The 24864-nt window shown below is 63.9% G+C and carries 18 protein-coding genes; 13 read left to right on the forward strand and 5 right to left on the reverse strand.

All coding sequences use genetic code 11. The annotated features are described in order from the left end of the window. Positions 1–75 precede the first annotated feature (75 nt). Both ggt and ACTIGC_RS03720 read right to left on the reverse strand, forming a co-directional pair. Entirely contained in the window at positions 76–1806 is a 1731-nt protein-coding gene (gene ggt / locus ACTIGC_RS03715) for a gamma-glutamyltransferase (protein ID WP_439633124.1), read from the reverse strand. 58 nt (positions 1807–1864) lie between these two features. After that, a complete protein-coding gene (locus ACTIGC_RS03720; protein WP_439633125.1) occupies positions 1865–2818 on the reverse strand; it encodes a LysR substrate-binding domain-containing protein in 954 nt (317 codons plus the stop codon). A 347-nt stretch (positions 2819–3165) separates the two neighbouring features. Between ACTIGC_RS03720 and ACTIGC_RS03725 the strand changes: the two genes are divergently transcribed. The 8 genes from ACTIGC_RS03725 (at position 3166) to msrA (ending at position 13027) form a co-directional block, all read left to right on the forward strand. Then, positions 3166–5556, forward strand: a complete 2391-nt coding sequence (locus ACTIGC_RS03725; protein ID WP_439633126.1) for a TonB-dependent receptor plug domain-containing protein — start codon at positions 3166–3168, stop codon at positions 5554–5556. 115 nt (positions 5557–5671) lie between these two features. Next, the gene (locus tag ACTIGC_RS03730; RefSeq protein WP_439633127.1) at positions 5672–6652 is read left to right on the forward strand and encodes a P1 family peptidase; all 981 of its coding nucleotides are present in this window, start codon (positions 5672–5674) and stop codon (positions 6650–6652) included. Positions 6653–6885: 233 nt separating this feature from the next. Beyond that, entirely contained in the window at positions 6886–7125 is a 240-nt protein-coding gene (locus tag ACTIGC_RS03735; protein ID WP_439633128.1) for a hypothetical protein, read from the forward strand. 138 nt (positions 7126–7263) lie between these two features. After that, entirely contained in the window at positions 7264–8766 is a 1503-nt protein-coding gene (locus ACTIGC_RS03740; protein ID WP_439633129.1) for a L,D-transpeptidase family protein, read from the forward strand. Between the two features lie 228 nt (positions 8767–8994). Then, positions 8995–10002, forward strand: coding sequence for an N-acetylornithine carbamoyltransferase (locus tag ACTIGC_RS03745; protein ID WP_439633130.1), 1008 nt, complete (start codon positions 8995–8997; stop codon positions 10000–10002). After that, positions 9999–11354, forward strand: a complete 1356-nt coding sequence (locus ACTIGC_RS03750; protein ID WP_439633131.1) for an acetylglutamate kinase — start codon at positions 9999–10001, stop codon at positions 11352–11354. The genes ACTIGC_RS03745 and ACTIGC_RS03750 overlap by 4 nt, the downstream gene beginning before the upstream one ends. Before the next feature lie 4 nt (positions 11355–11358). Continuing rightward, positions 11359–12300, forward strand: a complete 942-nt coding sequence (gene argC / locus ACTIGC_RS03755) for an N-acetyl-gamma-glutamyl-phosphate reductase (RefSeq protein ID WP_439633132.1) — start codon at positions 11359–11361, stop codon at positions 12298–12300. Between the two features lie 7 nt (positions 12301–12307). Further along, a complete protein-coding gene (gene msrA, locus ACTIGC_RS03760) occupies positions 12308–13027 on the forward strand; it encodes a peptide-methionine (S)-S-oxide reductase MsrA (RefSeq protein ID WP_439633133.1) in 720 nt (239 codons plus the stop codon). Here msrA and ACTIGC_RS03765 read toward each other — a convergent pair. Continuing rightward, positions 13021–14586, reverse strand: coding sequence for an ArnT family glycosyltransferase (locus tag ACTIGC_RS03765; RefSeq protein WP_439633134.1), 1566 nt, complete (start codon positions 14584–14586; stop codon positions 13021–13023). The genes msrA and ACTIGC_RS03765 overlap by 7 nt on opposite strands. Before the next feature lie 433 nt (positions 14587–15019). On the opposite strand from ACTIGC_RS03765, the gene ACTIGC_RS03770 reads away from it, so the two are divergent. From ACTIGC_RS03770 to ACTIGC_RS03790, 5 genes are all read left to right on the forward strand, one after another. After that, positions 15020–18367 (forward strand): TonB-dependent receptor, encoded by a 3348-nt coding sequence (locus ACTIGC_RS03770; RefSeq protein ID WP_439633135.1) that lies wholly within the window; start codon positions 15020–15022, stop codon positions 18365–18367. Positions 18368–18623: 256 nt separating this feature from the next. Further along, positions 18624–19625, forward strand: a complete 1002-nt coding sequence (locus ACTIGC_RS03775) for an agmatine deiminase family protein (protein ID WP_439633136.1) — start codon at positions 18624–18626, stop codon at positions 19623–19625. A 4-nt stretch (positions 19626–19629) separates the two neighbouring features. Then, positions 19630–21360, forward strand: a complete 1731-nt coding sequence (locus ACTIGC_RS03780; protein ID WP_439633137.1) for a serine hydrolase domain-containing protein — start codon at positions 19630–19632, stop codon at positions 21358–21360. A gap of 2 nt (positions 21361–21362) precedes the next feature. Next, the gene (gene aguB, locus ACTIGC_RS03785) at positions 21363–22211 is read left to right on the forward strand and encodes an N-carbamoylputrescine amidase (protein WP_439633138.1); all 849 of its coding nucleotides are present in this window, start codon (positions 21363–21365) and stop codon (positions 22209–22211) included. Further along, positions 22208–23767, forward strand: a complete 1560-nt coding sequence (locus ACTIGC_RS03790; RefSeq protein ID WP_127568354.1) for a carbon-nitrogen hydrolase family protein — start codon at positions 22208–22210, stop codon at positions 23765–23767. Before aguB ends, ACTIGC_RS03790 begins: the two co-directional genes overlap by 4 nt. Before the next feature lie 18 nt (positions 23768–23785). On the opposite strand, the gene ACTIGC_RS03795 is transcribed toward ACTIGC_RS03790, so the two are convergent. Further along, entirely contained in the window at positions 23786–23965 is a 180-nt protein-coding gene (locus tag ACTIGC_RS03795; protein ID WP_439633139.1) for a hypothetical protein, read from the reverse strand. Between the two features lie 94 nt (positions 23966–24059). After that, positions 24060–24704 (reverse strand): MarC family protein, encoded by a 645-nt coding sequence (locus ACTIGC_RS03800; RefSeq protein ID WP_439633140.1) that lies wholly within the window; start codon positions 24702–24704, stop codon positions 24060–24062. Positions 24705–24864 lie beyond the last annotated feature (160 nt).

Here is a 24864-nt window from a genome sequence, read left to right on the forward strand (position 1 = left end):
CCTTGTTCCGCTTCTCCTGCACGAGGTCCCGGCTCTGCGCTACGCTTGGCCGGGAGTTCACGGTGGGGCTTCCCCCTAAGGCCGCTCCGCCACCCCATCCCTGCGCGGGTCAGCGCCGCCTTCCAGCGTGCCGTCTTCGCCCAGGCGGATGATGTGGATGCCGGAGTTTTCGCCCTGCTCGCCGCGTATCTGGTGGCCGAGCGCGCGCAAACCCTCCAGCAGCTCTGCATCAAAGCCGCTTTCAATGCTGACCACATCGCCGCGCGCCACAACATTGGGAAGGGCTGCGGCTTCCTGCGGCGTCATCCCCCAATCCAGCATGGCGACCAGTGTCTTGGCGGTGTAGGCGATGATGGAATTGCCGCCCGGAGAGCCCGTGGCGATCAGGAAATCGCCTTCCGCATCCAGCACGATTGTAGGCGACATGGACGAGCGCGGACGCTTGCCGCCCGCTGGCGCGTTCGGGTGGGTGCGGCCTTCTGCATCTCTGGGTGCGAAGGCGAAATCGGTGAGCTGGTTGTTGAGCAGGAAGCCGCCTTGCGTCATCCGGTTATTGCCGAAGATGGACTCCACCGTGGTCGTCATCGAGACGACATTGCCGAACGTGTCGCGGATGGAATAGTGCGTGGTGCCGGGGCTATCCGGCGTGGTGTCGGCGATCACTTCCGGAGCGCCGGGCGGCGTGCCGTGGCGAACTGCGGGGATGGCCCTGTCTACCGAGATCAGGCGGCGGCGCTCGGTAAGGTAGCCGTGATCGAGCAGGCCCTGAACCGGCACATCGGCAAAGGCCGGATCGCCGACATACTGGTCCCGGTCGGCATAGGCCAGGCGGCTGGCCTCGATGAAAAGGTGCCAGCCCTCCACCGTGTCCGGGCCGAACGCGCTCATCTCATAGCCTTCCAGCAGGGTCAGGATGGCACCTACAGCTACCGCGCCCGATGAGGGCGGCGGGGCCGAACACACACGATATACGCGGTAGGGCACACAGATGGCCTCGCGCCGGACCGGCTCGTACCCGGCCAGGTCTTCCAGCGTCAGGAGCCCGCCCCGCGGATCGCGCGATGCGGTGGCAATAATGTCTTGCGCTATCTCGCCGGTGTAGAAATTGCGCCAGTCAGCTGCGACGGCCCGCAGGGTCTCGGCATAGCCCGGATTGGTGCGGATGAAGCCCTCAGGGTGGGCATTGCCCTCTTCATCGTAGAAATAAGAGCGGGCCGGTTCCTGACGCGACAACTGGGAAATCTGCGCCACGCGCGCGGCCATGGAAGAGGTGCGCCCTGACAGAGGAAAGCCTTCCTCGGCCAGTTCAATGCCCGCCTCGAAACCGGCCGACCAGTCCAGACGGCCATGCTCTTCATGGGCCATGGCCAGCATGGCCACCGCCCCGGGCGCGCCGGTGGACTGGCCGCTCTGCCAGGCATCAAGATAGGCCAGAGGCTCGCCGTTTTCGTCCAGCCAGTAGTCTTCTGTTACCGCCGCCGGGGCTGTCTCGCGACCGTCATAGACCGTGACGGTGCCGGACTGTGCGTCATAGCGCACCATGAAGGCCCCGCCCGCAATGCCGGAGCTTTGCGGCTCGACCAGACCCAGCACCATCTGCACCGCAATGGCGGCATCGACCGCATCGCCGCCCTGGCGCAAGACATCCAGACCGGCTTCCACCGCCAGCGGGTGGGCGGCAGAGACCATCGCTTCCTCACCGCCTGTAACCGGACCTGAAGTGCTTTGCTGCGCGCTGTCATCGCCGCTGCAGGCGATCAGGGCAAAGGGCAGGGCGGCGGTAAGCAGGAAGCGGTTCAGATGCATGGACGGTCTCTCTTTTTCAGTCAGTCTGGTGGAAAGTGTGGCGTGGCAGCGGGTTTGGCTAGACCCCGGCTGTTTCAAAGGGCCTTGCCTCTTCGGTGAGGAAGCTGGCGAGCGAGCGTGCCGCACGGCTCAGCGGGCGTCCTTCGGGTGACAATAGATGATAGCGCCAGGAGAGCGGCGTCACCCCGTCGGCGATAAGGGTGATGAGGCGCCCTTCCGCGACGGCGTTTTCGGCCAGCGAGGCGCGCACCAGCGCCACGCCGCGCCCCGATACCGCCGCCCGCACGGCGTGATCGGGCGCGCTGACATGATCGCCTTGGGCGAGATCGGGCCGGTTCAACCCGCGGCGCGCCAGCCAGACCTGCCAGTCGGGCTGGGACGGATCGCGTGCCGGGGTCGTGTCATGAATGAGCGGCAGGGCGAGCACGGCCTTGCGCCAGTCGCCATCGCACTGCTCCAGCAGGTCGGGCGCGACGGCCGGCATCAGGCTTTCGGACAATAGCGGGCGCACCGCATAGCCCGGCCATTGCCCGTCGCCAAAGCGTATTTCGATATCCAGCCGGAAACGGTCCAGATCGTCCGTGCCGGGATCGCTGATCAGGTTGACATCACTGCGTCCCGCCCGGGCAAGGCGCGGGGCCAGCCAGGCGGCGGCAAAGGCACCGGGAACCCCCAGACGCACCCGAGCAGGTGCGGCGCCTGCAAAACGCAACCGCGCGCTGGCTTCGGCAAGACTGGCAAAGGCCTCGTGGAGATAGGGCGCCGCATCGGCGGCCTCCACGGTGAGCAATACGCCCTGCCCGGTGCGCTCCAGCAGGCGGGTCTTGAGCACATCTTCCAGAAGCCGGATCTGCTGGGATACGGCGCCTGGTGTGACGCCCAACTCTCTCGCAGCTGCAGCAAGGCTGCCGCGCCGGGCGGCTGCCTCGAAGGCGCGTAAGGCGTTCAGCGGCAGGAGCGGCTGCGGCGCAGAAGAGGTCAGATCTCCATCATTCAGATTTTCTAATGCCATCCCTAGGTCCGCTCGATTGCGCTCGCGCTGTGTAACGGGCCTTTTGTCTACAAGTTCTCACTCAGCCTGTCGATTGTGCAGTGCGGGGGCGGGGATTTTTTTGAGGGGCGCCAGCATGCAGTTAGATATTCTTCGCTCAACGCGCTCCTTTTCCGTCCATGACGGCATGTGTCGCAAAATTGTTACATCGACAGGGGCTTGGCTTCCGACCGGCTCCGACTGACTGGAAACCGTCCACGCTCAACACAATGTACGGACATTCTGGACGGTATAACCACCGGATTGCTGCGCTGCAGCGTTAGCCGGCGGCACTTTTCACCGACTGATCAAAAAAGGGGATTGGACCCATGAAAACACTACTCACCAGCACCGCGATTGCACTGGTTGCGGCCAGTGCGGGCCTCGCTCAGCAACCGGCCAGCACACCTGAAGAGGTAATCGTCGTCACTGGCACACGCTCTGAAGGACGCACCGCGCTGCAGACGCTTGCGCCAGTGGATGTCATTTCCAACGCGCAGCTGGAAGCCAATGGCTCGACCGAGCTGAACGTGGCGCTGAACTATGCCGTGCCATCGTTCTCCTTCCCGCAGCCCTCTCTCACCGACGGCACTGACAGTGTTCGCCCGGCGACCCTGCGCGGCCTTGGCCCTGACCAGACCCTCACCCTGGTTAACGGCAAGCGCCGCCATGTCAGCGCGCTGGTCAACCTGAACGGCTCGGTGGGCCGGGGTTCGGCAGCGGTTGACCTCAACACCATCCCGACCAGTGCCATCGGCGCGGTGGAAGTGCTGCGCGACGGCGCAGCGGCACAATACGGCTCGGACGCCATTGCCGGCGTCATCAATGTGCGCCTGCGCGAAGCGCGTGAAGGCGGAGGCGCCACCTTCACCTATGGCCAGAACGTGACGACCGTGCCGCTGCTCAGCGGTGACCGGAACGAACGCGACGGCGAGACCTTCACAGCCGCCGCCTGGGCGGGCCTGCCGCTTGGCGCCGACGGCTTCCTGACGATTTCGGGTGAGTTCCGTGACCGCAGCGCGACCAACCGCTCCGGTCCCGATCCGCGCCAGCAATACCCGGCTGCGGGTGATCCGCGCGAGGCAAGCTTCAACCGACTCAATCACCGCTTCGGCAACCCGAACGCGCGTGACATCACCCTGCTGGCCAATGCCGGTATTCCATTTGCCAATGGCAATGAGCTTTACGGCTTTGCCAGCTATCAGAACCGCGAAGCAGACTCCGCTGGCTTCTACCGCCGTGCGCTGGATCCCCGAAATGTGCTGGCCGTTTACCCGGACGGCTTCCTGCCGCTGATCGCGCCGGAAGTGGAGGACTACTCGGTTGGCGGGGGCCTGCGTGCACAGCTGGGCGAGTGGTCGGCTGATGCCAGCCTTGTCTATGGCCGCAACCAGATTGACTATACGATCAGGGACACGCTCAACACCACGCTTGGCGCTGCCAGCCCGACCGAATTCTATGCCGGCCGGCTGGCCTACAGCCAGGCCGTGGCCAATTTCGATCTTGTCCGCCAGTATGCGGTTGACGCCTTTGCCGGTCCGCTGAATGTGGGTCTGGGCCTTGAGGCGCGATTTGAAAACTTCGAGATCGGTGCGGGTGAGCCGGGCTCCTACATACAGGGCGCTTTCCCGGGCGCTCCGGGCAGCCAGGTCTTCCCCGGCTTCCAGCCCAGCAACGAGGTGGATGCCAGCCGTGAATCCTTCAGCGCCTATATCGATCTGGAGGCTGATCTCACCGACCGCCTGACGGTCTCTGCTGCAGCCCGTTATGAGAATTATTCTGATTTCGGTGACACGCTGAATGGCCGTCTCGCGGCCCGCTTCGAACTCACCGATGCGCTGGCGCTGCGTGGTTCGGTCAGCACGGGCTTCCGTGCGCCGTCCCTGCATCAGTCCTTCTTCACCTCGACCGCGACGGTATTCACCGGCGGCGTGCCGTTTGAAACCGGCACCTTCCCGGTCTCCAGCCCGGTTGCCATCGCGCTCGGTGCCACCCCGCTGGAAGCTGAAACTAGCGTGAACTACTCGCTCGGCGCCGTGTTCGCCACGGGCGGGTTCGCGCTCACCATCGACGCTTACCGCATCGAGATCGATGACCGCATCCTGTTGTCGGAAAACCTGAACTCGCCGGCCGTACAAGCCATTCTGCCGGCCGGTGTCACCTCGGCCCGCTTCTTCCTGAACGCGGCGGACAGCACGACCGAAGGCGTGGACATCGTAGCCAGCTATGGCTGGTCGGTGGAAAATATCGGCGAGTTCAATGCGACGTTCGGCTATAACTACAACACGGTGGAACTGAGCAATATCCAGTCAACCGGTGTGCTGTCCTCGCTGACCCCGCCGCCGACAATCTTCGGGCGCCAGTCCACCCTGCGTCTGGAAGAGGGCACGCCGCGCGACAAGTTCATCCTCGGCCTCGACTGGTCGCGTGACCGCCTTGGCGGGTTTGTCCGCGCCACGCGCTTTGGTGAAACGCTTTCGCCGGGTACGGCGGCGGCCAGCGATGTGGAACTGTCCGAACAGTGGGTCATTGACCTTGAAGGCAATATCGACATTACCAGCCGCATGAACTTCGCGCTGGGTGCCAACAATTTGTTCGACACCTACCCGGACAATGTTCCTGCGGGTCTGAACTTCGATGGTATCCTGCCGTTCTCCAGCTTCTCGCCGGCTGGCTTTAACGGCCGCTACGTCTATGGCCGGGTCCGCGTGAACTGGTAAGCTCTCCTCCCGTCACTGGACGGTTCTGCCCCCGCAAGGTCCGCCTTGCGGGGGTTTTCTTTTGTCTGCTTTTGAGATGCGGCTAGGCTGCCGCCGCCGAGCAGGAGCGCGAACAATGCACAACGACCTTACTGACATAGCCGGGCTCAGCGTCGGACAGGCCGAGGACGAGACCGTCCGTACCGGGGTTACGCTGGTGCTGTTCGACGAACCGGCGATTGCCGCCATCGATGTGCGCGGCGGCGGCCCCGGCACGCGCGAGAGTGATGTGTTGCGCCCCGGCGGACTGGTGGAAGGCGTGGACGCCATCGTGCTGTCAGGCGGTTCGGTGTACGGGCTGGGCGCAGCGGACGCGGTATGCGCGGCGCTGGGCGCGCAAGGGCGTGGCTATGCGCTGATGCCCCAGCCGGGCGTGCCGGCCTCTCCCATCGTGCCGGCGGCGATTCTCTATGATCTGGCCAATGGCGGAGACAAGGACTGGGGCGGCGAACCGCCCTATGCGCGGCTGGGCCGCGCCGCGCTTGACGATGCCGGCCGCCGCGCGCCCGTACGCCTTGGCCGTGCCGGGGCGGGTTTTGGCGCAAGGGCCGGGGCCTTGCCCGGCGGAACCGGCTCTGCCAGCGCTAAATCGCGCGATGGCTACATGGTCAGCGCGCTTGTGTGCGTGAACAGTTTCGGTTCGGTGCAGGTGCCCGGAACGCAGCAATACTGGGCCGCGCCGTTTGAGCGGGAGAGCGAGTTTGGCGGGCTGGGCTGCTCGCCTGCTCCGCTGGATGATCTGGAAGACTGGGGCGGGGCGAAGTTCAATCCTGGCCTGCGTACCAACACCACGCTTGCCATCATTGCCACGGATGCGGCGCTGACACCCGATCAGGCAAGACGGGTCGCCATCATGGCGCAGGACGGGCTGGCGCGCGCGATTCGCCCGGTCCATACGCCCTTTGATGGTGATGTGGTGTTCGTGGCGTCGACCGGGCGGGCCTGCCTGCCGGATCCTGCGCCCCTGTTCCTTGCCCGGCTTGGCAATCTGGCAGCGGACTGTCTGGCGCGGGCCATAGCGCGCGGCGTCCACCATGCCGGGATGACAAAACTGTAAGGCCGGTGAATGCTGTTTACAGCAAATGGGCTGCAACCAAATGCGGCAGGCGTGCGTTTATTCCCGGCGTTGCTGACGGCGATTTCCGGGCGGTACACCCTGTTATTGCTTGACGGGAAGCCAATAAGCTGTTGGCTTTCCTTTGCGGTTATTCCGCGGGGCTGCAAAAAACCGGGGCACGAATAGCGCCGCCGGCCTCCCTGATGGACAGGTCACTGATGGAGAAGTTGACGATGAAAAAGTTTGTTCTGGCTGCATTCGCTGCAAGTGCGATTCTGGCCGCCTGTGAGCAGCAGGGTCCGGCAGAAGAAGCGGGTGAAGCAATCGATGAGGCGCTGGGCACTCAGGAGCAAAACCCGGTAGAAGAGGCTTGGGACGACACGACCGATCAGGTCGAGGAGTGGGCCGAGGAAACTGAGGAGGCCTGGGAAGAGGCCACCGAGGAAAACCCTGAGGACGGCGCTCCGGAATAATACGGGCACGCTGTCCCAAGACGGACTTCAAGGACCCCCGGGCGGAAACGTCCGGGGGTTTCCTGTTGCCGGGTATATTTCCCGTTCTCATCGCGGCAACGTCTTGTTAACCTCGCCGGCGCGGCCGAGGGGGGTGATATGGGCGCACGCGCCTTTTTCATGATGTCAGCGTTGTGCGCACTGGTGCTTGCCGTCACAGGTCCAGCGCACTCGCGTCAGGCGTGGAGCGACAGCCACATCGCCGATCTGGCCGATGCGTTGAGCGAGGCGTGGACGCACGGGCTGACACCGGGCCATTACCCTGCACCCGAAGCGGTAGTCGCCTTAGGCGCGGGGCCGGAACGCGATGCCCTGGCCCGTGAAGGCTTCACGGCGCTCGCGCGGGACCTTGCGATTGGCCGTATCGACCCGCGCCAGCTGGAGCCGGACTGGACCGCGCCGCAGCGCAGGCTCGACCTCGACATGGCGATGGCGACAGCCCTTCGCGAGAATGCCGTGTTTGCCACGCTGGAGGGGTTCAGCCCCTCCCACCCTGACTATATGGCCTTGCGCCGCGAGCTGATCCGCCGCCATGCGCTGCTGCGTGCCCATTCACTCATCGCGGACGGGCCGAGGCTGGAGCTTGGTGATAGCGGCGCGCGGGTGGATGCGTTGCGTGCGCGCCTGCATCAGGAAGGCTTGCTGGCGCGACTCGCGCCGCCGGGCACCCCGTTTGACGATATGCTGCGAACGGCTCTGATCCGGTTTCAGGCGCGGCACAATCTGGCCACCGACGGAGTCGTGGGGCCTGGCACCCTGCGTGAGCTGAATACGCCGCCGCGTCACCGGCTCGATCAGGTGCGCGCCAATCTGGAGCGCTGGCGCTGGGTGCCGCGTGATCTGGGCGAGCGGCATATCCGGGTAAACCTCGCCGACTACCGGCTGGAAGCGTGGTCGGGCGGGCAGGTGGAGCGGGTGCACCGCTCCATGATCGGGCGGGGCTATAACCGCACGCCGGTCTTCTCCGAGGACATGACCTTTATCGAGATCAATCCGGTCTGGTACACGCCCACCAACCTCGGCGCGCCCTGGCTCAGGCGCTTCCAGACCAATCCGGGCTATGCGCTGGCATCGGGCTACCGGCTGGTGGACCAGTCGACCGGCGGGGTCATCAGCCCGTCGCAGGCGGACTGGGCAAACGGGCGCTACCGCGTCATTCAGGTGCCGGGGCGCGGCAATTCGATGGGGGAGGTGAAATTCATGTTCCCCAACATCCACAATATCTACATCCATGACACGCCCCATCGCGCCCTGTTCGATCAGGTGCAGCGCAATGAATCCTCTGGCTGTGTACGCGTCGACGAGCCGCGCGAGCTCGCCTGGTGGGTGCTGCAGGGCGAGACGGGCTGGACGCGCGAGGCGATGGAGGAGGCCTTTGACAATGGCCGCACGCGCCGCGTCTGGCTGCGCAATCACATCCCCGTCCACATCCTCTATTTTACCGCTGTGTCGGACCGTTTCGGCCATGTCCGCTTCATTCACGACATCTATAACCGCGATGCGGCCCTGATCGCGGCGCTGGACGCTGATGCACGCGGGGAGGTGGAGGAGGTGCGAGACGCCGGCGAGCTTCTGACTGCCGCAGTGCAGGGCAGCCCGTGAACGGTTCAACGAAGCGCTGAAACCCCGGCCAAGCGCAGCGCGAGCCGGGACCTCTGGCAGAACTGGCCTGAGGCCCCGGACAGCCCTGCGGGCTTCCGGGGGTTCAACTGCTGGCTAATCAGGAAACAAGATCAACGACCACCTCCCGCTCACACACCCGTTTGCGCAACGCAGCAATGAGCGCTAAACGCGTGAGCTTTCCAACGCCCAAGGGAGGCGCGTGAAACGATGCGGCATTTCCTGTCTACCGCTGACTGGTCGAGACAAGAACTTCAGGCCCTGATCGACCGCGCGCGCCGATACCGCGAAAGCCCACAAGGCGATGCCCTCAAAGGCAAGTCCATCGCGCTGGTCTTCTTCAACCCGTCGCTTCGCACGCGCACCTCGTTTGACCTTGGCGCGCACCAGCTGGGCGGCCATGCCATTGTGCTGGATGCGCGTGGCGGCACCTGGCCGGTGGAGTTCGAGGACGGGGCCATCATGGATGGCACCGCAGAAGAGCACGTGAAGGAAGCCGCGCGTGTGCTGTCGTCCTACGTCGATCTCATCGCGATCCGCTGCTTCCCCAAGTTTGAGAACTGGACGGCCGAGCGCGAGGATCCGCTGATCATGGCGTATGCGAAATACGCCACGGTTCCTGTCATCAACATGGAAACAATCGTCCATCCCTGTCAGGAGCTAGCGCATATGATGGCGCTGCAGGACGCTATCGGCGATGTGCGCGGCAAGGAGTTTCTCCTCACCTGGGTGCCGCACCCGAAACCGCTCAACACCGCTGTGGCCAATTCCGCGCTGCTGATTGCGTCGAAGTTTGGCATGAATGTGCGCCTGCTCATCCCCGACGAAGTCTATCGCCTCGATCAGCGCTACATGGATGCGGCAGAGAAATTCTGCGGTGATGCCGGTACGTCGCTTACCGTCACCACCGACGTGAAGGCGGCCTATAGCGGCGCGCACGCCGTCTACGCCAAGAGCTGGGGCGCGCTGCCCTTTTTCGGCCAGTGGGACGGTGAAGCGCCCTACCGCGCCAAGGGTGCCGGCTTCATGATCGACGATGCCAAGATGGCGATGACGGACAAGGCGGTCGTCAGCCACTGCCTGCCCATGCGCCGCAATGTGAAGATTGCGGATTCTGTCGTGGATTCGCCGGCCTTTATCGGTATGGCGGAAGCGGAAAACCGCCTGCACGTGCAAAAGGCGATCATGGAAGCCCTCGTCAAAGGAGGGGCAGCGTGATCGATCAGGCAGCCGGTAATTCGGCAAATGAACGCGGCGGGGCCGCTGTTCCCGTACGCTCGGCCATTGTCCAGCTTCTCTCCCAGATGCGCGACGGCAAGGAGATACGCGAGTATCTGACCCGCTTCTCGCGCCTCGATCAGGAGCGTTTCGCTGTCATCAAGGTCGGCGGCGCGGTGATGGAAGAGGACATGGCCGCGCTCTCGGCCTCGCTCGCCTTCCTGCAGACGGTGGGGCTGGCTCCCATCGTGGTGCATGGCGGCGGTCCGCAGCTCGACAAGGCGCTGGCCGAGGCGGGCATCGAGACCGTGCGCAAGCAGGGCCTGCGCGTGACCCCGCCCGAAGCGATCCCCGTGATCCGCGATACGCTGACGCGCGTGAATCTCGAACTGGTGCAGGCGATCCGCGATTGCGGCGGGCGCGCAGCCGCTATTCCCTCCGGCGTCTTTGAAGCCGAGCTGATGGATGAGGCGGAGCTTGGGCGCGTCGGCGATCCCAAGGCTGTGCGCCTTGATCTGGTTGCAGCGGCTGCGCGCGCCGGGCAGGCGCCGATCCTGGCCTGTCTTGGCGATACGGCCGACGGGCGCATGGTCAATATCAATGCCGATGCTGCCGTGCGCGCGCTCGTACACGCGCTCCAGCCCTACAAGATCGTGTTCCTGACGGGCACGGGCGCGCTGCTGGACGAGGCGGGCAAAGCCATCTCGGCCATCAACCTCGCCACCGATTTTGACGAGCTGATGGGTGCGGACTGGGTGTCGGGCGGGATGCGTCTGAAAATGGAAGAGATCAAGCGTCTGCTTGATGATCTGCCATTGTCCAGCTCGGTCTCGATCACCAGTCCGGGGGAACTCGCCAAGGAGCTCTTCACCCACGCCGGGTCCGGCACGCTGGTGCGCAAGGGCGAGCGCATGCTGGAGATCACGGCCAAGGCCGATCTCGACACGGCGCGTGCGGCCCCGCTGATTGAACAGGCTTTCGGGCGCAAGCTGGTGGAGGGGTATTTCGACCGGCTGGACTTTGACCGCGCCTTTGTCACCGAGAGCTACCGGGCCGCGGCGATCACCTCGCGGCTTGATGATGTCATCTATCTCGACAAGTTTGCCGTGCTGGACGATGCGCGCGGCGAGGGGCTGGGCGGGGCGGTATGGCGCAAGCTGATCGCCTATGCGCCGCGCCTCTACTGGCGTTCGCGCACCGATAATCCGGTCAATGAGTTCTACTTTGCCACCTGCCATGGCGCGGTGAAGACCGGCCACTGGACGGTGTTCTGGCGCGGGGAGGATGATCTGTCGCGCATTCCGGCCATGGTGGAACGCATCGCTGCCTTGCCGCCGACGCTGAGGAGTTAGGGCCATGCTGACGGTCGGTCTTGTGGGCGCGCGCGGACATACCGGCAAGGAGCTCATCGCCATCCTGTCGCGCCGTAGCGATATGCGGCTGGTGTTCGCGTCCTCGCGGGCGATGGCGGGTGAGCCGGTATCCAATCTCGCGCCTGAAGCCCGCGATGGGCTGATCTTCGAGGCGATGGGGCCGGAAGACGTGGCTGCGCGCGGTGCGGACGCGGTGATACTGGCGCTGCCCAATGGCGAAGCCGCGCCCTATGTGGCGGCGATTGAAGCCGCAGCGCCGGGCACGATCCTGGTCGATCTGTCGGCGGATTACCGCTTTGACGGCAGCTGGGCCTATGGCCTGCCCGAGCTTTACGGCCGGGAGCGCCTGAAAGGCGCGGCGCGCATCTCCAATCCCGGCTGCTACGCCACGGCGGGCCAGCTCTGCGTGCATCCGGTGCGTGATCTCTTGAGCGGTCCGGCGCATCTGTTCGGCGTGTCGGGCTATTCCGGCGCAGGCACCACGCCCAGCCGCAAGAATGATGTCGAAGCGCTTCGCGACAATCTCATGCCCTACAGCCTCACCGGCCATATGCATGAGCGTGAGATGAGCCGTCATCTGGCCCACGAAGTGCGCTTCTCACCCCATGTCGCGTCCTTCTTCCGGGGCATCACCCTGACCGCGCAGCTGAACTTTGCCGCCCCGGTGACGTTGGAAGCGCTCAAAAGCCGCTACGTGGCGGCCTATGGCGGCGAAAAGCTGATCCGCCTCTCTGACACCATCCCCGAAATCCGTGACGGGCAGGATATTCCGGGCGCAGTGATCGGCGGCTGGTCTGTGGGCGAGGGCGGACGCAATGCGACGCTGGTGTGCGCACTCGACAATCTCCTGAAAGGCGCCGCCGTGCAGGCGGTGCAGAACCTTGCCCTGGCGGCGGGGCTGGAGGAGCTGGGCGGTATCAGCTGATCCCGCCTTGCGTGTCACAATTTCGCGTGCGGGGCTTTCCCTGACGGCAGTCTGCGTCATTTACTCACTGTCAGCTGACCCGAAGGATGCCGCCATGCGCCTGCTCGCCCTTATTGCCGCAGCCTTCCTGATGGCCTGTTCCGACAGCCCGGCCGGAACCGCGCAAGAGGCTGGCGAACCCGCCGCCCTGCCGGACGGTCAGGCGCGCGCGATCCTTGCCTCTGGCTGCTTCTGGTGCACCGAGGCTGATTTTGAACGGCTCGACGGCGTGATCGACGTGGTCTCCGGTTTTACTGGCGGGCATGTGGAGAATCCCGAATACCGTCAGGTGGTCAATGGCAATACCGGCCATGTCGAGGCGGTCGAGATCATCTATGACCCGCAGATCGTCAGCTATGAGGCGCTGCTTCATCACTACTGGCGCAATGTCGATCCGTTCGACGGGGGCGGGCAGTTCTGCGACCGGGGGGCGGCCTATGCGCCTGCCATTTTCACGCTTGATGAGGCGCAGCGCGCCGCTGCCGAGGCCAGCGCCGCCGAAGTCGAGGCCCGCTTCGGCCAGCCGCTGGCGGTGCGTATCCGCGAGGCTGAAACCTTCTGGCCAGCGGAGGACTATCACCAGAACTATGCGGCGAATAATCCGATCCGCTATCAGCGCTACCGCTTTGGCTGCCGGCGCGATCAGCGCCTGCGCGAAATCTGGGGCAATGAGGCGGGCGGTTACTGAAGGGCTGCGTCGCGCGCCTCTCGAGACAGGCGGACCGCATCCTCGAACTGGTCGGTCCTGACGACAGGCCGGTAGCCTTCTGCGATGAAGAGCTGGTAGTGGCGCTCGCGCCCGCCGCCCAGATCAATGCGGATATCGCCAGCGCGCTCGAGACTTTCAAAGTCGAACGCCATGACCGGCACTTCCAGCGGGCGTTCTGACGCGATCAGGACCGGGCCGTCATAGCCTGCTGGCAGGGCCCAGCCCTGCTCGGCATGGTTGGTAACGCCCGCATAGCGCATCCACATGAAGAACCGGGCATTGATGGCCCCGCCATAGCGTTGCATCTGGTGGAAATCATTGCGGTTATCGAAGACGAGCGTCTCGACGCCGGTGCGCTCTACGGCTTCCGCCAGGGCAGTTGCGGTTTCCGGCCAGCCGCGCACGCGCTTGAACGCGTTGGCAAGGCCTGCCTGCTCGGTCAGGGCCGGGCTCATGGCGAGCGTGGCAAAGGTCACGCCGACAAGTGTGTGTAGCGCAACCGAGCCGGTCAGCACCCAGCGCCGCCAGCGCGGACCCTGCAGCAGCACGGCGATCACGATAATCGTCGCGGCGGCATAGGCGCTGGCCGCCCAGTTGGCGTGGGCGCGGCTCAAGAAGGCCTGCCCCGTCACGACGAGAATGGCGGGCACGCAGAAACAGGCCAGCACGATGAGGCGCGGGTCGGCGCTGCCCTTGCGCCACTGGCGTGCCAGCATGACGATGATGGCACCAAGCGCGATGAAGAAGGCCGGGCCGAACACGCCCATCTGGTCAATCAGAAAGGTGATGGCCTCACCGGGGTTGAACATGTCTCCGCCCCAGTTGGCATTGGCCGCCGTGTGGGAGACGGTCGCAAAGTCATTACGCCAGTTCCAGATGAGGTTTGGTGCCATGATGAGCAGGGCCAGCGCGCCCGCCACCAGCAGGCGCGGGCGCAATAGCGCGCGGCGCGAGACCGGGTCGAGAATGGCCGCCAGCGCCAGCCCGGCAGCGAAATAGCCCATGGCGTATTTTGCCAGCATGCCAAAGCCGAACCCGGCGCCCAGCAGGAGAATAGCGCTCCAGCCCGCGCCGTCGCGCAGGCGGACAAAGCCGTAAAGCGCCAGCGCCCAGCAGGTCAGCAGCACCGCATCGGTGGAAATGACCGCCGCTGACAGCCAGACCGAGGGCAGGGTGATCCAGGCAATGAAGGTCCATGCGGCTACGGCCCGGCCAAACAGCCGGTCAGCGCTGAGCGCCAGCAGCAGCGCGGTTGCGGTATGCAGCAGAGGCGCGGCGAGCCGGATCGCCCAGTCCGAATCACCGAAGACGGCGGTGGTGGCAGCGATGATCCAGGCGATCAGCGGCGGCTTGGAGAAATAGCCCCAGTCCAGATCACGCGACCACACCCAGTATTGCGTCTCGTCGGCATAGAGGCTGGACGGGTTGACGATCAGCCCGATGATCCGCGCGGTGAGCAATAACAGGCCAAACAGGCCTGCCGCCAGGACGAGCCGTCGCGTTGTCAGATCGGTCAGGGAGGCATGCAGCAGGGTCATTATCGTGTCGGGCCGGGCAGGCAGGAATGTTCAAGGTCCAACCTACATAGAGCGTATGGGCGACCAGCGCACCTGGCTTGCGGTTATTGCTGCAGGGAGCGGTGATGGGAGGCGGGTGACGAGAGGCGTTGCGCAGAAGTCACGGTTCCTGAGATGTCGCTGCAACGCCGGTCCAGTCCGGCATCCGTCAGCGGATGCCTCAAAAGCACAACCGGCGGCGGGAAATGCCTGCAGAGCCTTGAATTTGCGTGGCTGTGCGTCTGTTACAGTGTCCGTATGCACCCTAACGCGCTGTTAATAAACCGGTAGCATTGAAATAAAACCTTCACACTTGTGTCACCGAACCGACTCCCACCGCCCGTAAGCGGTCCCCCGAACGCCCGTATTCCGGCGGGCTTCGCTTCATTTTGGTCGATCCAGGGGGACCTATCCCATGAAACTCTTCAAGAAGCTCGCTTATGGCGCTTCTGTGGCCGCGCTCGCCGCGATGGCCCCGGTTGCCGCCGTACACGCCCAGCAGACCGCCTCTCAGGTGCGCGGCACTGTTGTGGACCAGAACGGCGCTCCGGTTGCGAATGCGTCGGTGACCATCATTCACGTCCCGACCTCCACCGTGTCGGTTGCCACCACCAGCGCTAACGGCAACTTCGCCGCTTCGGGCCTGCGCGTGGGCGGTCCTTACCGGATCACGGTCGACGCCGCCGGTTATGAAGGCGATCTGGTTGACAACCTGAACCTGGCTCCAGGTGTCAACCCGCCGGTGCGCGCCTCGCTGCGCCTGATCGAAAACGTCGAGACGATCGTCGTATCCGGTACGGCCACCTCGGCGATCAGCCTGAACAACGGCGCCGGTTCGTCCTTCACCGCCCGTGACATTCTCAACCAGCCTGCCTATGGCCGCGATATCTCCTCTCTGCTGTCGCGTGACCCGCTCACGAACGCATCTGGCGGCCCGGGCGTTCTTCAGATCGCCGGCTCCAACCCGCGCTTCAACGCGTTTGCCGTTGATGGCGTGCTGCAGCAGGACGATTTCGGCCTGAGCTCACGTACCTTCGGCACCAACCGCTCACCGATCTCGCTGGACGCTATCGAAGCGGTGTCCGTTGCCGCGACCGATTACTCGGTGTTCGCCGGCGGCTTCCAAGGCGGTATCGTGAACGTCGTCACCAAATCGGGCTCGAACGACTTCTCCGGCTCGGCCTACTACTACCGCTCGGGCAATGACTTCATCGGCAACACGGCGTTTGACAGCTACGTCGCGCAGGCCGATTTCATCGAGGAAGAGTATGGCTTCACGCTCGGCGGCCCGATCCTGCGCGACCGTCTGTTCTTCTTTGTGGGCTATGAGCGCTTTGAAACCGCTCAGCCGCGTAACTTTACGTCCAACGACGCCAATGCCGGCATCCAGCCTGGCTTCTTCCCGGCTGTTCGGGATGCGATCCTGGCTGGGACAGGCTATGATGTGGGTGAGCGCCCGACCGTGTTTGGCAGCCCGACCGAGTCCGAGCGCATCATCGCGCGCGTTGACTGGAACATCACCGACGATCATCGCTTCTCATTCACCTACCAGGACGTCCAGGACCTCGACTCCGCCGGTGATAACAACAGCTCCAACTTCAATACGACCTACTATCCGACGGATCGCCGGGTGACGACGTATTCGGCCCAGCTCTATTCTGACTGGAATGCGAACTTCTCCACGACGCTGCGCGCATCGTTCAAAGAGTTCGAAAACATGCCGAACTGTAACGCTGGCACCAATGTCGGCCAGATCGAGATCGTCGGCCTGAATGCTGCTTCTGTGGCGGGCACGCCGCTGGCCGGTCTCGTCAACAGCAACACAACGGTTCTGGGTGGATGTGACCGCTCGCGTCAGGCTAACGAACTGTCCGACGAGCGCTGGCAGTTCTACGCGCAGGGTGATTATCGCTGGGGCGATCACACGATCAGCTTCGGTGGCGGCTACGAGATGTACGAAGTGTATAACCTGTTCATGCAGGACGCTTCGGGCCGTTTCGTGTTCAGCACGCAGAACAACCACAGCACCGGTGATATCTATCAGGACATCATCGAGGGCCGCGCCCGCGTCTCCTATCGCGGCGTTCAGTCAAATGTCCGCGAAGAAGGCGCCACGGAACTCGATTACGATATCCTGACGCTGTTCGCGCAGGATGACTGGCAGATCCTTCCGAACCTCCAGATCACTTATGGCCTGCGTTATGAGCGTTATGTCAGCAGCCGCTCGCTTATCGGCCGTGCTGATTTCGACGCACGCTATGGTGCCAGCCAGCGCCGTGATCTCGAAGGCCTGGACATTGTCATGCCGCGCTTCGGCTTCCGCTGGGACGCGCTTGACCGCACAACGGTGACGGGCGGCTTTGGCCTGTTCTCCGGCGCTGATCCGAAAGTATGGTTCGGCAATAACTTCCTGCCGCAGCAGTTCGACTTCAGCGGCGATTTCATCGGCGTTGATCCGCTCACCATTCCGGCGTCCCTGATTGCCCAGGTGGCGGCAGCCGATCCCACAACGCTGGCTCCGATCGACACGATTGATCCGGGCTTCAACCTGCCGTCAGAATGGCGTGGTTCGCTCGGGGTGACTCAAGAGTTTGACCTCGCCTTTGGCGCTTTCGATCTCGGCCGCAACTACATCGCTCAGGCCCAGGTGATCTACACCGACACGCGCCACGGCTATACTTGGCAGAACCTGGCCCAGATTGCTCCGCGTCTTAACGGCCCGACCCCGTCAATCGGTGTCGCTCCTGACGGCCGCCCGATCTATCTCGACCTGGGTGCAATCTCCGGCGAGCAGAACGCTACCCGCCTGACCAATACCAGCGGCGGTGGCGGCTGGATCTACACCCTGTCGCTGTCCAACGAGTTCGAAAACGGTTTCGGCTTCTACGTGTCCTATGCCCATCAGGACATTGAAAGCCAGAGCCCGGGCAGCTCGTCGGTTGCCATCTCGAACTTCAATGGCGCGGTAACAGCCGACCGCAACAATCTTGAACTGGCGCGTTCTGACTATGAGACCGAGCACAGCTTTACCTTAAACCTCTCCTACGAGACGGCGGTCTTCGGTGATCTGACGACACGGTTCGACATTTTCGGCCAGGTCCAGACCGGAAATGCCTACAGCCTGACCTTCGGTCATACGGCCAACAACCCGCTGTTTGGCCGTTCCGCCGTGCAGAACCTCAATACCGCGCAGACCGATCTGCTGTACGTTCCCACCCTGAACGACCCGCGTGTCAGCTATGCGCCGGGCTTTGATCAGGCGGCGTTCAATCAGTTTATCGACGAACGCGGTGTGGCACGCGGCCAGATCTTCGAGCGTAACTCCCTGCGGGCCCCGTGGAGCCAGTCCTGGGATCTGCGCATCCAGCAGGATCTGCCGTTCGCCTCGCTGGGTGTTGACCGGTTCCGCAATAACCGCGCCAGCCTTGTGATTGACGTTCAGAACTTCCCCAACATGCTCAACAATGAGTGGGGCCGTCAGTATCGCCGGCCGGGGGATGCCTCGAACCAGTTCTTCTCGACGGCTGCGCCGATCGTGAACGCTGATATTGTACAGACGGGCGACCCGACCTTCCGTCCGCTGAACTCACGGGCGAATGCCAACAACACCGGTGCCTACTCCGCCGCCCACGACCCGTCGATCGTGTGTGCGACCGAAGGGGCCTGCCAGTACCGGTTCAATTCGTTCACGCCGCGGACGGTCGCGACCAATCCGAACGCGTCGCTCTACCGCATCCGCATCGGCCTGCGTTACGAGTTCTAGTAACCAGCCTTTACGGCTCTGAGACCAAGGGGAAGGGCGGCTCTGTTGAGCCGCCCTTTTCTTTTGAAAACCACCTGAAATCCCGGAGGCCCGCAGGGCCATCCGGGACCTGTGGCAGGATGAAGCGGAGAGAGGCCCCGGATAGCGCTTTGCGCTTTAAGGGGTTTCAGTAAGAGGTGCCCCGCTTAACCCCATCGCTACGCCTTGACGGGCATGGTATGGCAACGCTCTACACAGCCAGCTGCGCGGATTGCTCATGACCACTCCCCTCCATATTCCCCACGAAACTGCCGCCCAGAGCGTGATCCACACCTGCTGGCCGGCCGACGGCGATCTGTGGGAGGATAATCTCGATCCCGCCCGCGCCGAGTTTGCGAGCTTCGTCAGCCATCTGGTGCGCGGCGGCCAGGCCGTCACCGTGCATGCGGCCAATGAGGAAACGCAGCGCGATGTCCGCGCCCGTCTGGGGCAGACCGTCGAGGTGGTGCGCAATCCTTATGGCGATGTCTGGGTGCGTGATACCGGGCCAGTCTTCGCGGTGTCGAACGGCCAGCTGAAGGCAGTGCGTTTCCGCTTCAATGGCTGGGGCGGCAAGTATGAGCTCGATGGCGACCAGCAGATCGGCCTCGCCGTCGCCGCACTGTCGGGGGCCACGCTGAATGAGATCGATCTGGTCTGCGAGGGCGGGGCGCTGGAGTTTGATGGCGAGGGCACGCTGATCACCACGCGCCAGTGCCTGCTCAATGCCAATCGCAATCCGGGTCTTAGCGAAGCGCAGGTGGAGGGCCGGCTGAAAGAGGCGCTGGGGATCAGCACCGTCATCTGGCTCGATGAGGGCCTTATTGGCGATCACACCGATGGCCATGTCGACAATATCGCCCGCTTCATCGCGCCCGGCATCGTCGCCTGCCAGAGCGCCAGCGGCAGCGATGATCCCAATGCAAAAATCTTCGATGCCATCGCCCGGCAGCTGGAAAGCGCAGCTGATGCGAAGGGGCGCAAGCTGAAAGTGGTGCGCATTCCCTCTCCGGGGCGGGTTGTGGACGAGGAGGGCGAGCCAAAGGCCGCCTCTCACATGAACTGGGTGATTTCGCCGAAAACCGTTGTTATTCCATCGTTTAATGAACACGCGGATGCGGCGTTAGAGGTTTTGAAACCTTACTTTGCGTTGCACACTCTTGCGGCCAGCCCGTCTTCGCATATCCTGTCTGGCGGCGGGTCCTTTCATTGTGTGACGTGCAACCAGCCGCGGGTGTGATCCCATGCGCTATACGGCCTACGCTTTTGCTGCGCTTGCCATGGCGGCCGCATCCAGTGCGGCGCCGCCCACGCCATACTTGCGTGCGCTGACGGCGAGTGCACTGGCCTCGGCCGATGATGCGCCCGCCTCTGAAGCCAGCCTGACCATTGAGCAGGCCGACGCGCTGATCGCCGCTGCCGAAGCGCGGCGTGAAGCTGCCGGCGTGTCTGAAATGCGAGATGGGGGCGAGGCGGTATATGCCCTCGCCGATGCCGGCGCAGCGGCAGGCATGGGGCTGGACGGCGCGCCTGTGCTGCCGGAACGTCACCTGCCAGAGCGCCGGACCGGCGCGGAAGAGCGCGCGCCTGCGGAGACCGAGGGCGAAACCATCTACCGGATCGCGCCTGCGCCGGGCGCGGAGGCGGAGGCCCCGTTCATCGCCAGCGCACCCGAACTGGACGCGGAGGCGGCGCTGGCCGAAGCTGCGGCCATCGCGGAATCCCTCGACATGGCCTATGTCAGTGAGGGCAGCGTAGTGCCGGTGGCGGTGCCTGCCGATGGCGGTCAGTTCGTATGGGAAATCACGCCTGAGCGCCTCTTGCCGACCCTGGTGGATGAGGCGGAGACGCTGGCCCAGATCAGCAATCCGCGCGAACCGCGCGTGTCGCTCTATTCCAACCTTGCCTATCTGGACGATGTGATCGTGCGCCTCAACCAGGCGGCCAGTTCACGGCGCGTGGTCGGCCTGGCTGTCGCCATTATCGAGCAGGGCCGCCCCGCGCTTATCTATACCTCTGGCGAGACGGCGGCCGGCTCGGGTGAACCCATCACCCCGCGCACCGTGTTCCGTGCTGCCTCGCTGACCAAGACGATGACGGGCGTGTTGCTGGCCCATCTGGAACATGAGGGCCGCATCCGGCTTGATGACCCGGCGCCGGAGACGATCCGCGTCAATAATTCGCGCCAGCCGACCGTGCTGGATCTGGTCTCCCATCGCACCGGCCTGCCACGCAATGCCTATGACAACCGGCTGGAGGAGGGGCGCGCCATTGACGCCATCCTTACCGATACGGCGCTGCTGGACCCGGTCTGCGCCGTCGGTGAGTGCTATACCTATCAGAACATTGTGTTTTCCGGCGCCGCTGAAGTGGTGCGCCGCTCCACCGGCTCCAGCTATGAGCGCAATGTGCGCCGACGCCTGTTTGACCGCTACGGGTTGACGACCGCCGGGTTTGGCGAGCGCGACCTGACGCGCGCGGCCAGCTGGGCGCGGCCCCATCGTGGCTGGGCACGCCGCGCCGACACGCCCGGCAGCCCGGCCAGCAATTACGATGCAGTGGCACCGGCTGCGGCGGCTATCGTATCGCTGGAAGATCTGATGGCCTGGGCGCAGGCGCATATCTCCGAAACGGGCGGTATACCGGCCGAAATCCGCGAGCGCCTGTTTACCCCTTACGTGGCGACCCCGCGCGAGACGCAAGGCCTGAACCGGCGCTTCCCGGGGCGCGTGCAGGAGACTCATTACGGGCTGGGCTGGCGCATTTACCGCTGGGGGGACCGCACCCTCATCGCCCATTCGGGCTATCTGTCGGGCTATGGAGCGCAGATAGTCATGGAACCGGCGACCGGTTTTGCCTACATAGCGCTGTGGAATGCCGATGCCAGCGCCCCGTGGCGGCTCTGGCCGACGGTGATGGACCTGCGCACGGGCGACGGGCCGGGCGACTGGCTCGACCAGCTTAACGAGGACTGATCTTGACTGACACGGCGATTACGCTGGGCGTGCTGCAAGGCGCGTTCGGTGAAGACATGCATGCCAATATCGAAACGGTAAAAAGCCTCGTGCGCGAGGCGGCGGGCAAGGGCGCGCAAGTGATCCTGCCGCCGGAACTGTTTCAGGGGCCGTATTTTTGCACCAGCCAGGAAGAGCGCTGGTTTGGCACTGCCTACCCGGCGCTGGAGCATCCGTGCGTGACCGCGCTGCAGCCGCTGGCTGCCGAGCTGGGCGTGGTGATCCCGGTCTCCATCTTCGAGCGTGACGGTCCGCGCTATTACAACTCCATGGTCATGCTGGACGCGGACGGCAAGGCGCTCGGCACCTACCGCAAGAGCCATATCCCCGATGGCCCCGGCTATCAGGAGAAGTATTATTTCCGCCCCGGCGATACCGGCTTCAAGGTGTGGAATACCCGCCATGGCCGCGTCGGCGTTGGCATTTGCTGGGACCAGTGGTTCCCCGAAACCGCGCGCGCCATGGCGCTTCTGGGCGCTGAAGTCTTGCTCTACCCCACCGCCATCGGGTCTGAACCCCATGATGACAGCCTGGACACGGCGGCGCGCTGGCGCCGGGCCATGCAGGGCCATGCCGTCTCCAACGTGATGCCCATCGCCGCAGCGAACCGGGTGGGCGACGAGAACGGCCAGGTCTTCTACGGGACCAGCTTTATCTGCGATCATACCGGCGAAGTGGTGTCCGAGCTGGACCGGACGGAACAAGGTGTAGCGGTTGCGCGTTTCGACCGTGCCTTCCTTGACCGTCACCGCGCCGCCTGGGGCTTTTTCCGGGATCGGCGCACCGATCTATACGGACCCCATTTTTCATGACCGATACCCGCCGCAGCGCGAAACTGACCGTACGTAATGCCACGCTGGCCGATGTGCCGGAGATTCTGGCGCTTCAGGACCGGGCCTATCCCAACCTGCCGCCAGACCTGCCCGGCATGATACGCGGCCAGATACAGGCCTTTCCCGAAGGCCAGTTTCTCGTGGAATATGAAGGCGATGTGGTCGGCTGGTGTGCGACCTTCATCATCAGCGAAGAGCTGGCGATGAGCCCGCATACATGGGCGGAGATCACCGGCAATGGCTATGCGGCGCGCCATGATGAGGATGGCGAGTGGCTCTACGGCATGGAGGTGGCGGTTGATCCGACACGCCGCCGTCTGCGCATTGGCCAGCGGCTCTACAATGCCAGAAAGCAGCTCTGCCAGGCCTGGGGGCTGAAGGGCGTTGTCTTTGGCGGGCGGCTGCCCGGCTATAAGCGCCGCCGCAAGGCCTACCCCACGCCGGAAGAATATCTGGCCGCCATCGAGGCGCGCGAGGTGAAGGACTCGGTCTCCAACTTCCAGATGCGCATGGGCTTTGAGCCGGTGGGCGTTCTGAAGAACTACTACCCCGAAGATACTGATTCTCTTGGCCATGCCTCGCTGATGGTGTGGCGCAATCCCAAATTCGTTGAAGCGCCGTCCGGCGGCAAACGCCCCGACCCGCAGACCGTGCGCGTGGCGGCTGTCCAGTTCATGGCCCGCGCGGTTGAAAGCACGCGCGAGTTCGAGCGCAATGTGGAATATTTCGTCGATGTCTGCTCGGACTACCGGGCCGATTTCTGCGTCTTCCCCGAAATGTTCACCGTGGCGCTCTTATCGCTCGAAAAGCGGCGCCTCTCGCCGCAGGAATCCATCGCCGCCCTGTCGCGCCACACGCCGCGCTTCCTGGAGTTCATGAGCCAGCTGGCCGTGCGCTACAACATTAATATCGTTGGTGGTTCTCACCCGACCGAGACCGATGACGGCGAGATCCAGAACGTCGCCTATGTCTTCCTGCGCGATGGCTCGGTCCACGCTCAGGAGAAGATCCACCCCACGCCGAACGAGCGCTTCTGGTGGAATATCAAGGGCGGCGATTTCGTCCACGCCATCCCGACAGACTGCGGGCCTATTGGCGTACTCATCTGTTATGACAGCGAATTTCCAGAGCTGGCCCGCCGCCTGGCCGATGAAGGCGCGCGCATATTGTTCGTCCCCTACGCCACCGATGACCGCACCGGCCATTTGCGGGTGCGTTATTGCTCGCAGGCGAGGGCCATCGAGAACCAGTTTTACGTCGTCACAGCAGGCAATGTCGGCAATCTGCCGGACGTTGAAAACATGGACGTCAACTACGCCCAGAGCGCCATTCTGACGCCGTGCGACTTTCCGTTTGCGCGCGATGGCATCGCGGCTGAAACCTCTGAAAATGTTGAGACAATCGCGGTGGCCGATTTGCGCCTAGATGATCTGGCCGAGAGCCGGCGCTCCGGCACGGTGCGCAATTTGCGCGACCGGCGCTTTGATCTATACCGCATTGTGTGGAATGACGGGCCCGGTTCAGGGCGCAGCTAACACGCTGTTATCAAAAACCTATTCGCGCCGCGCGGCCGGGATCAGGAGGGCGATGGCCAGTGCCGCGCCCGCGCTCGGCCAGGTAAAGGCGATGGCCTGATCCACCATGCCGCTGGCAAGGCTCATCCCTCCGGCCCCGAGGCCGAGAGCTAGCACGCCTGCAAAGGCAGTCCAGAGCATGATGCGAAACCGTGTCATGGCGCTTTTTCTCCTGCACCCTGAAGGCAGGATAATGGCAGAAACTGGCTAAATTTCAGTGTGCGCAGCGTTTACGCTGCATTGACCATAAACGTCAGCCCAGCAAGGCGCCTGCGATCCCGTCAAAGATGAACTGGGCGGCCAGAGCGGCCAGGATCACCCCGAGGATACGCGTGATCATCGCGGCGACTGTATCCCCCATCACGCGCATCAGCGGACCGGCGGCCAGAAACAGCACCAGACACACGATCAGATTGGCCGCCATCGCCGCCAGAACCACGCCTTGCGTCGCCCAGTCCCCGCCAGAGCCGGACATGTAGAGCATGATGGAGGCAATCGCGCCCGGCCCCGCCAGCATGGGGATAGCCATGGGGAAAACGGAGATATCCTCTGGCGCGCTCTCGCCCTCGCCGTGCAGTTTTCCGGCCCGGTCCTCGCGCCGTTCGGTGCGCTTTTCAAAGATCATGTCGAGCGCCAGGAGGAAGAGCAGAACGCCGCCCGCCGCGCGGAACGCATCAAGGCTCACCCCCAGCGCGGAGAGCAGCCATTCCCCGCCATAGGCAAAGCCCAGCAAGATGATGGTGGCGATAAGAACCGACTTGATGGCCATCTTGCGCCGGTGGGCCGCGCTGGTGCCTTGGGTCAGCCCCGCAAAGATCGGCATCACGCCAATGGGGTCGATCACCACGAAAAAGGTGACAAAGGCGGCAGATAGAAGGGCAAGATCGAAAGCGGGCATGACACACCTGTCCATGGGGGATAGGGGGGCGGATAACACCCCTTTTTGCGTCTGGCGAGAGGGGGCGGGGCCTCTATCCCCGTTTTAAGGGGTTTTCAGGCCCGAAATGAGGGGTGCGCACACCCCGATTCCACGGTTCCAAGGCCCGGATTCCACCGTG

The organism is Glycocaulis sp. (assembly GCF_051859565.1).
Classification (GTDB): domain Bacteria; phylum Pseudomonadota; class Alphaproteobacteria; order Caulobacterales; family Maricaulaceae; genus Glycocaulis.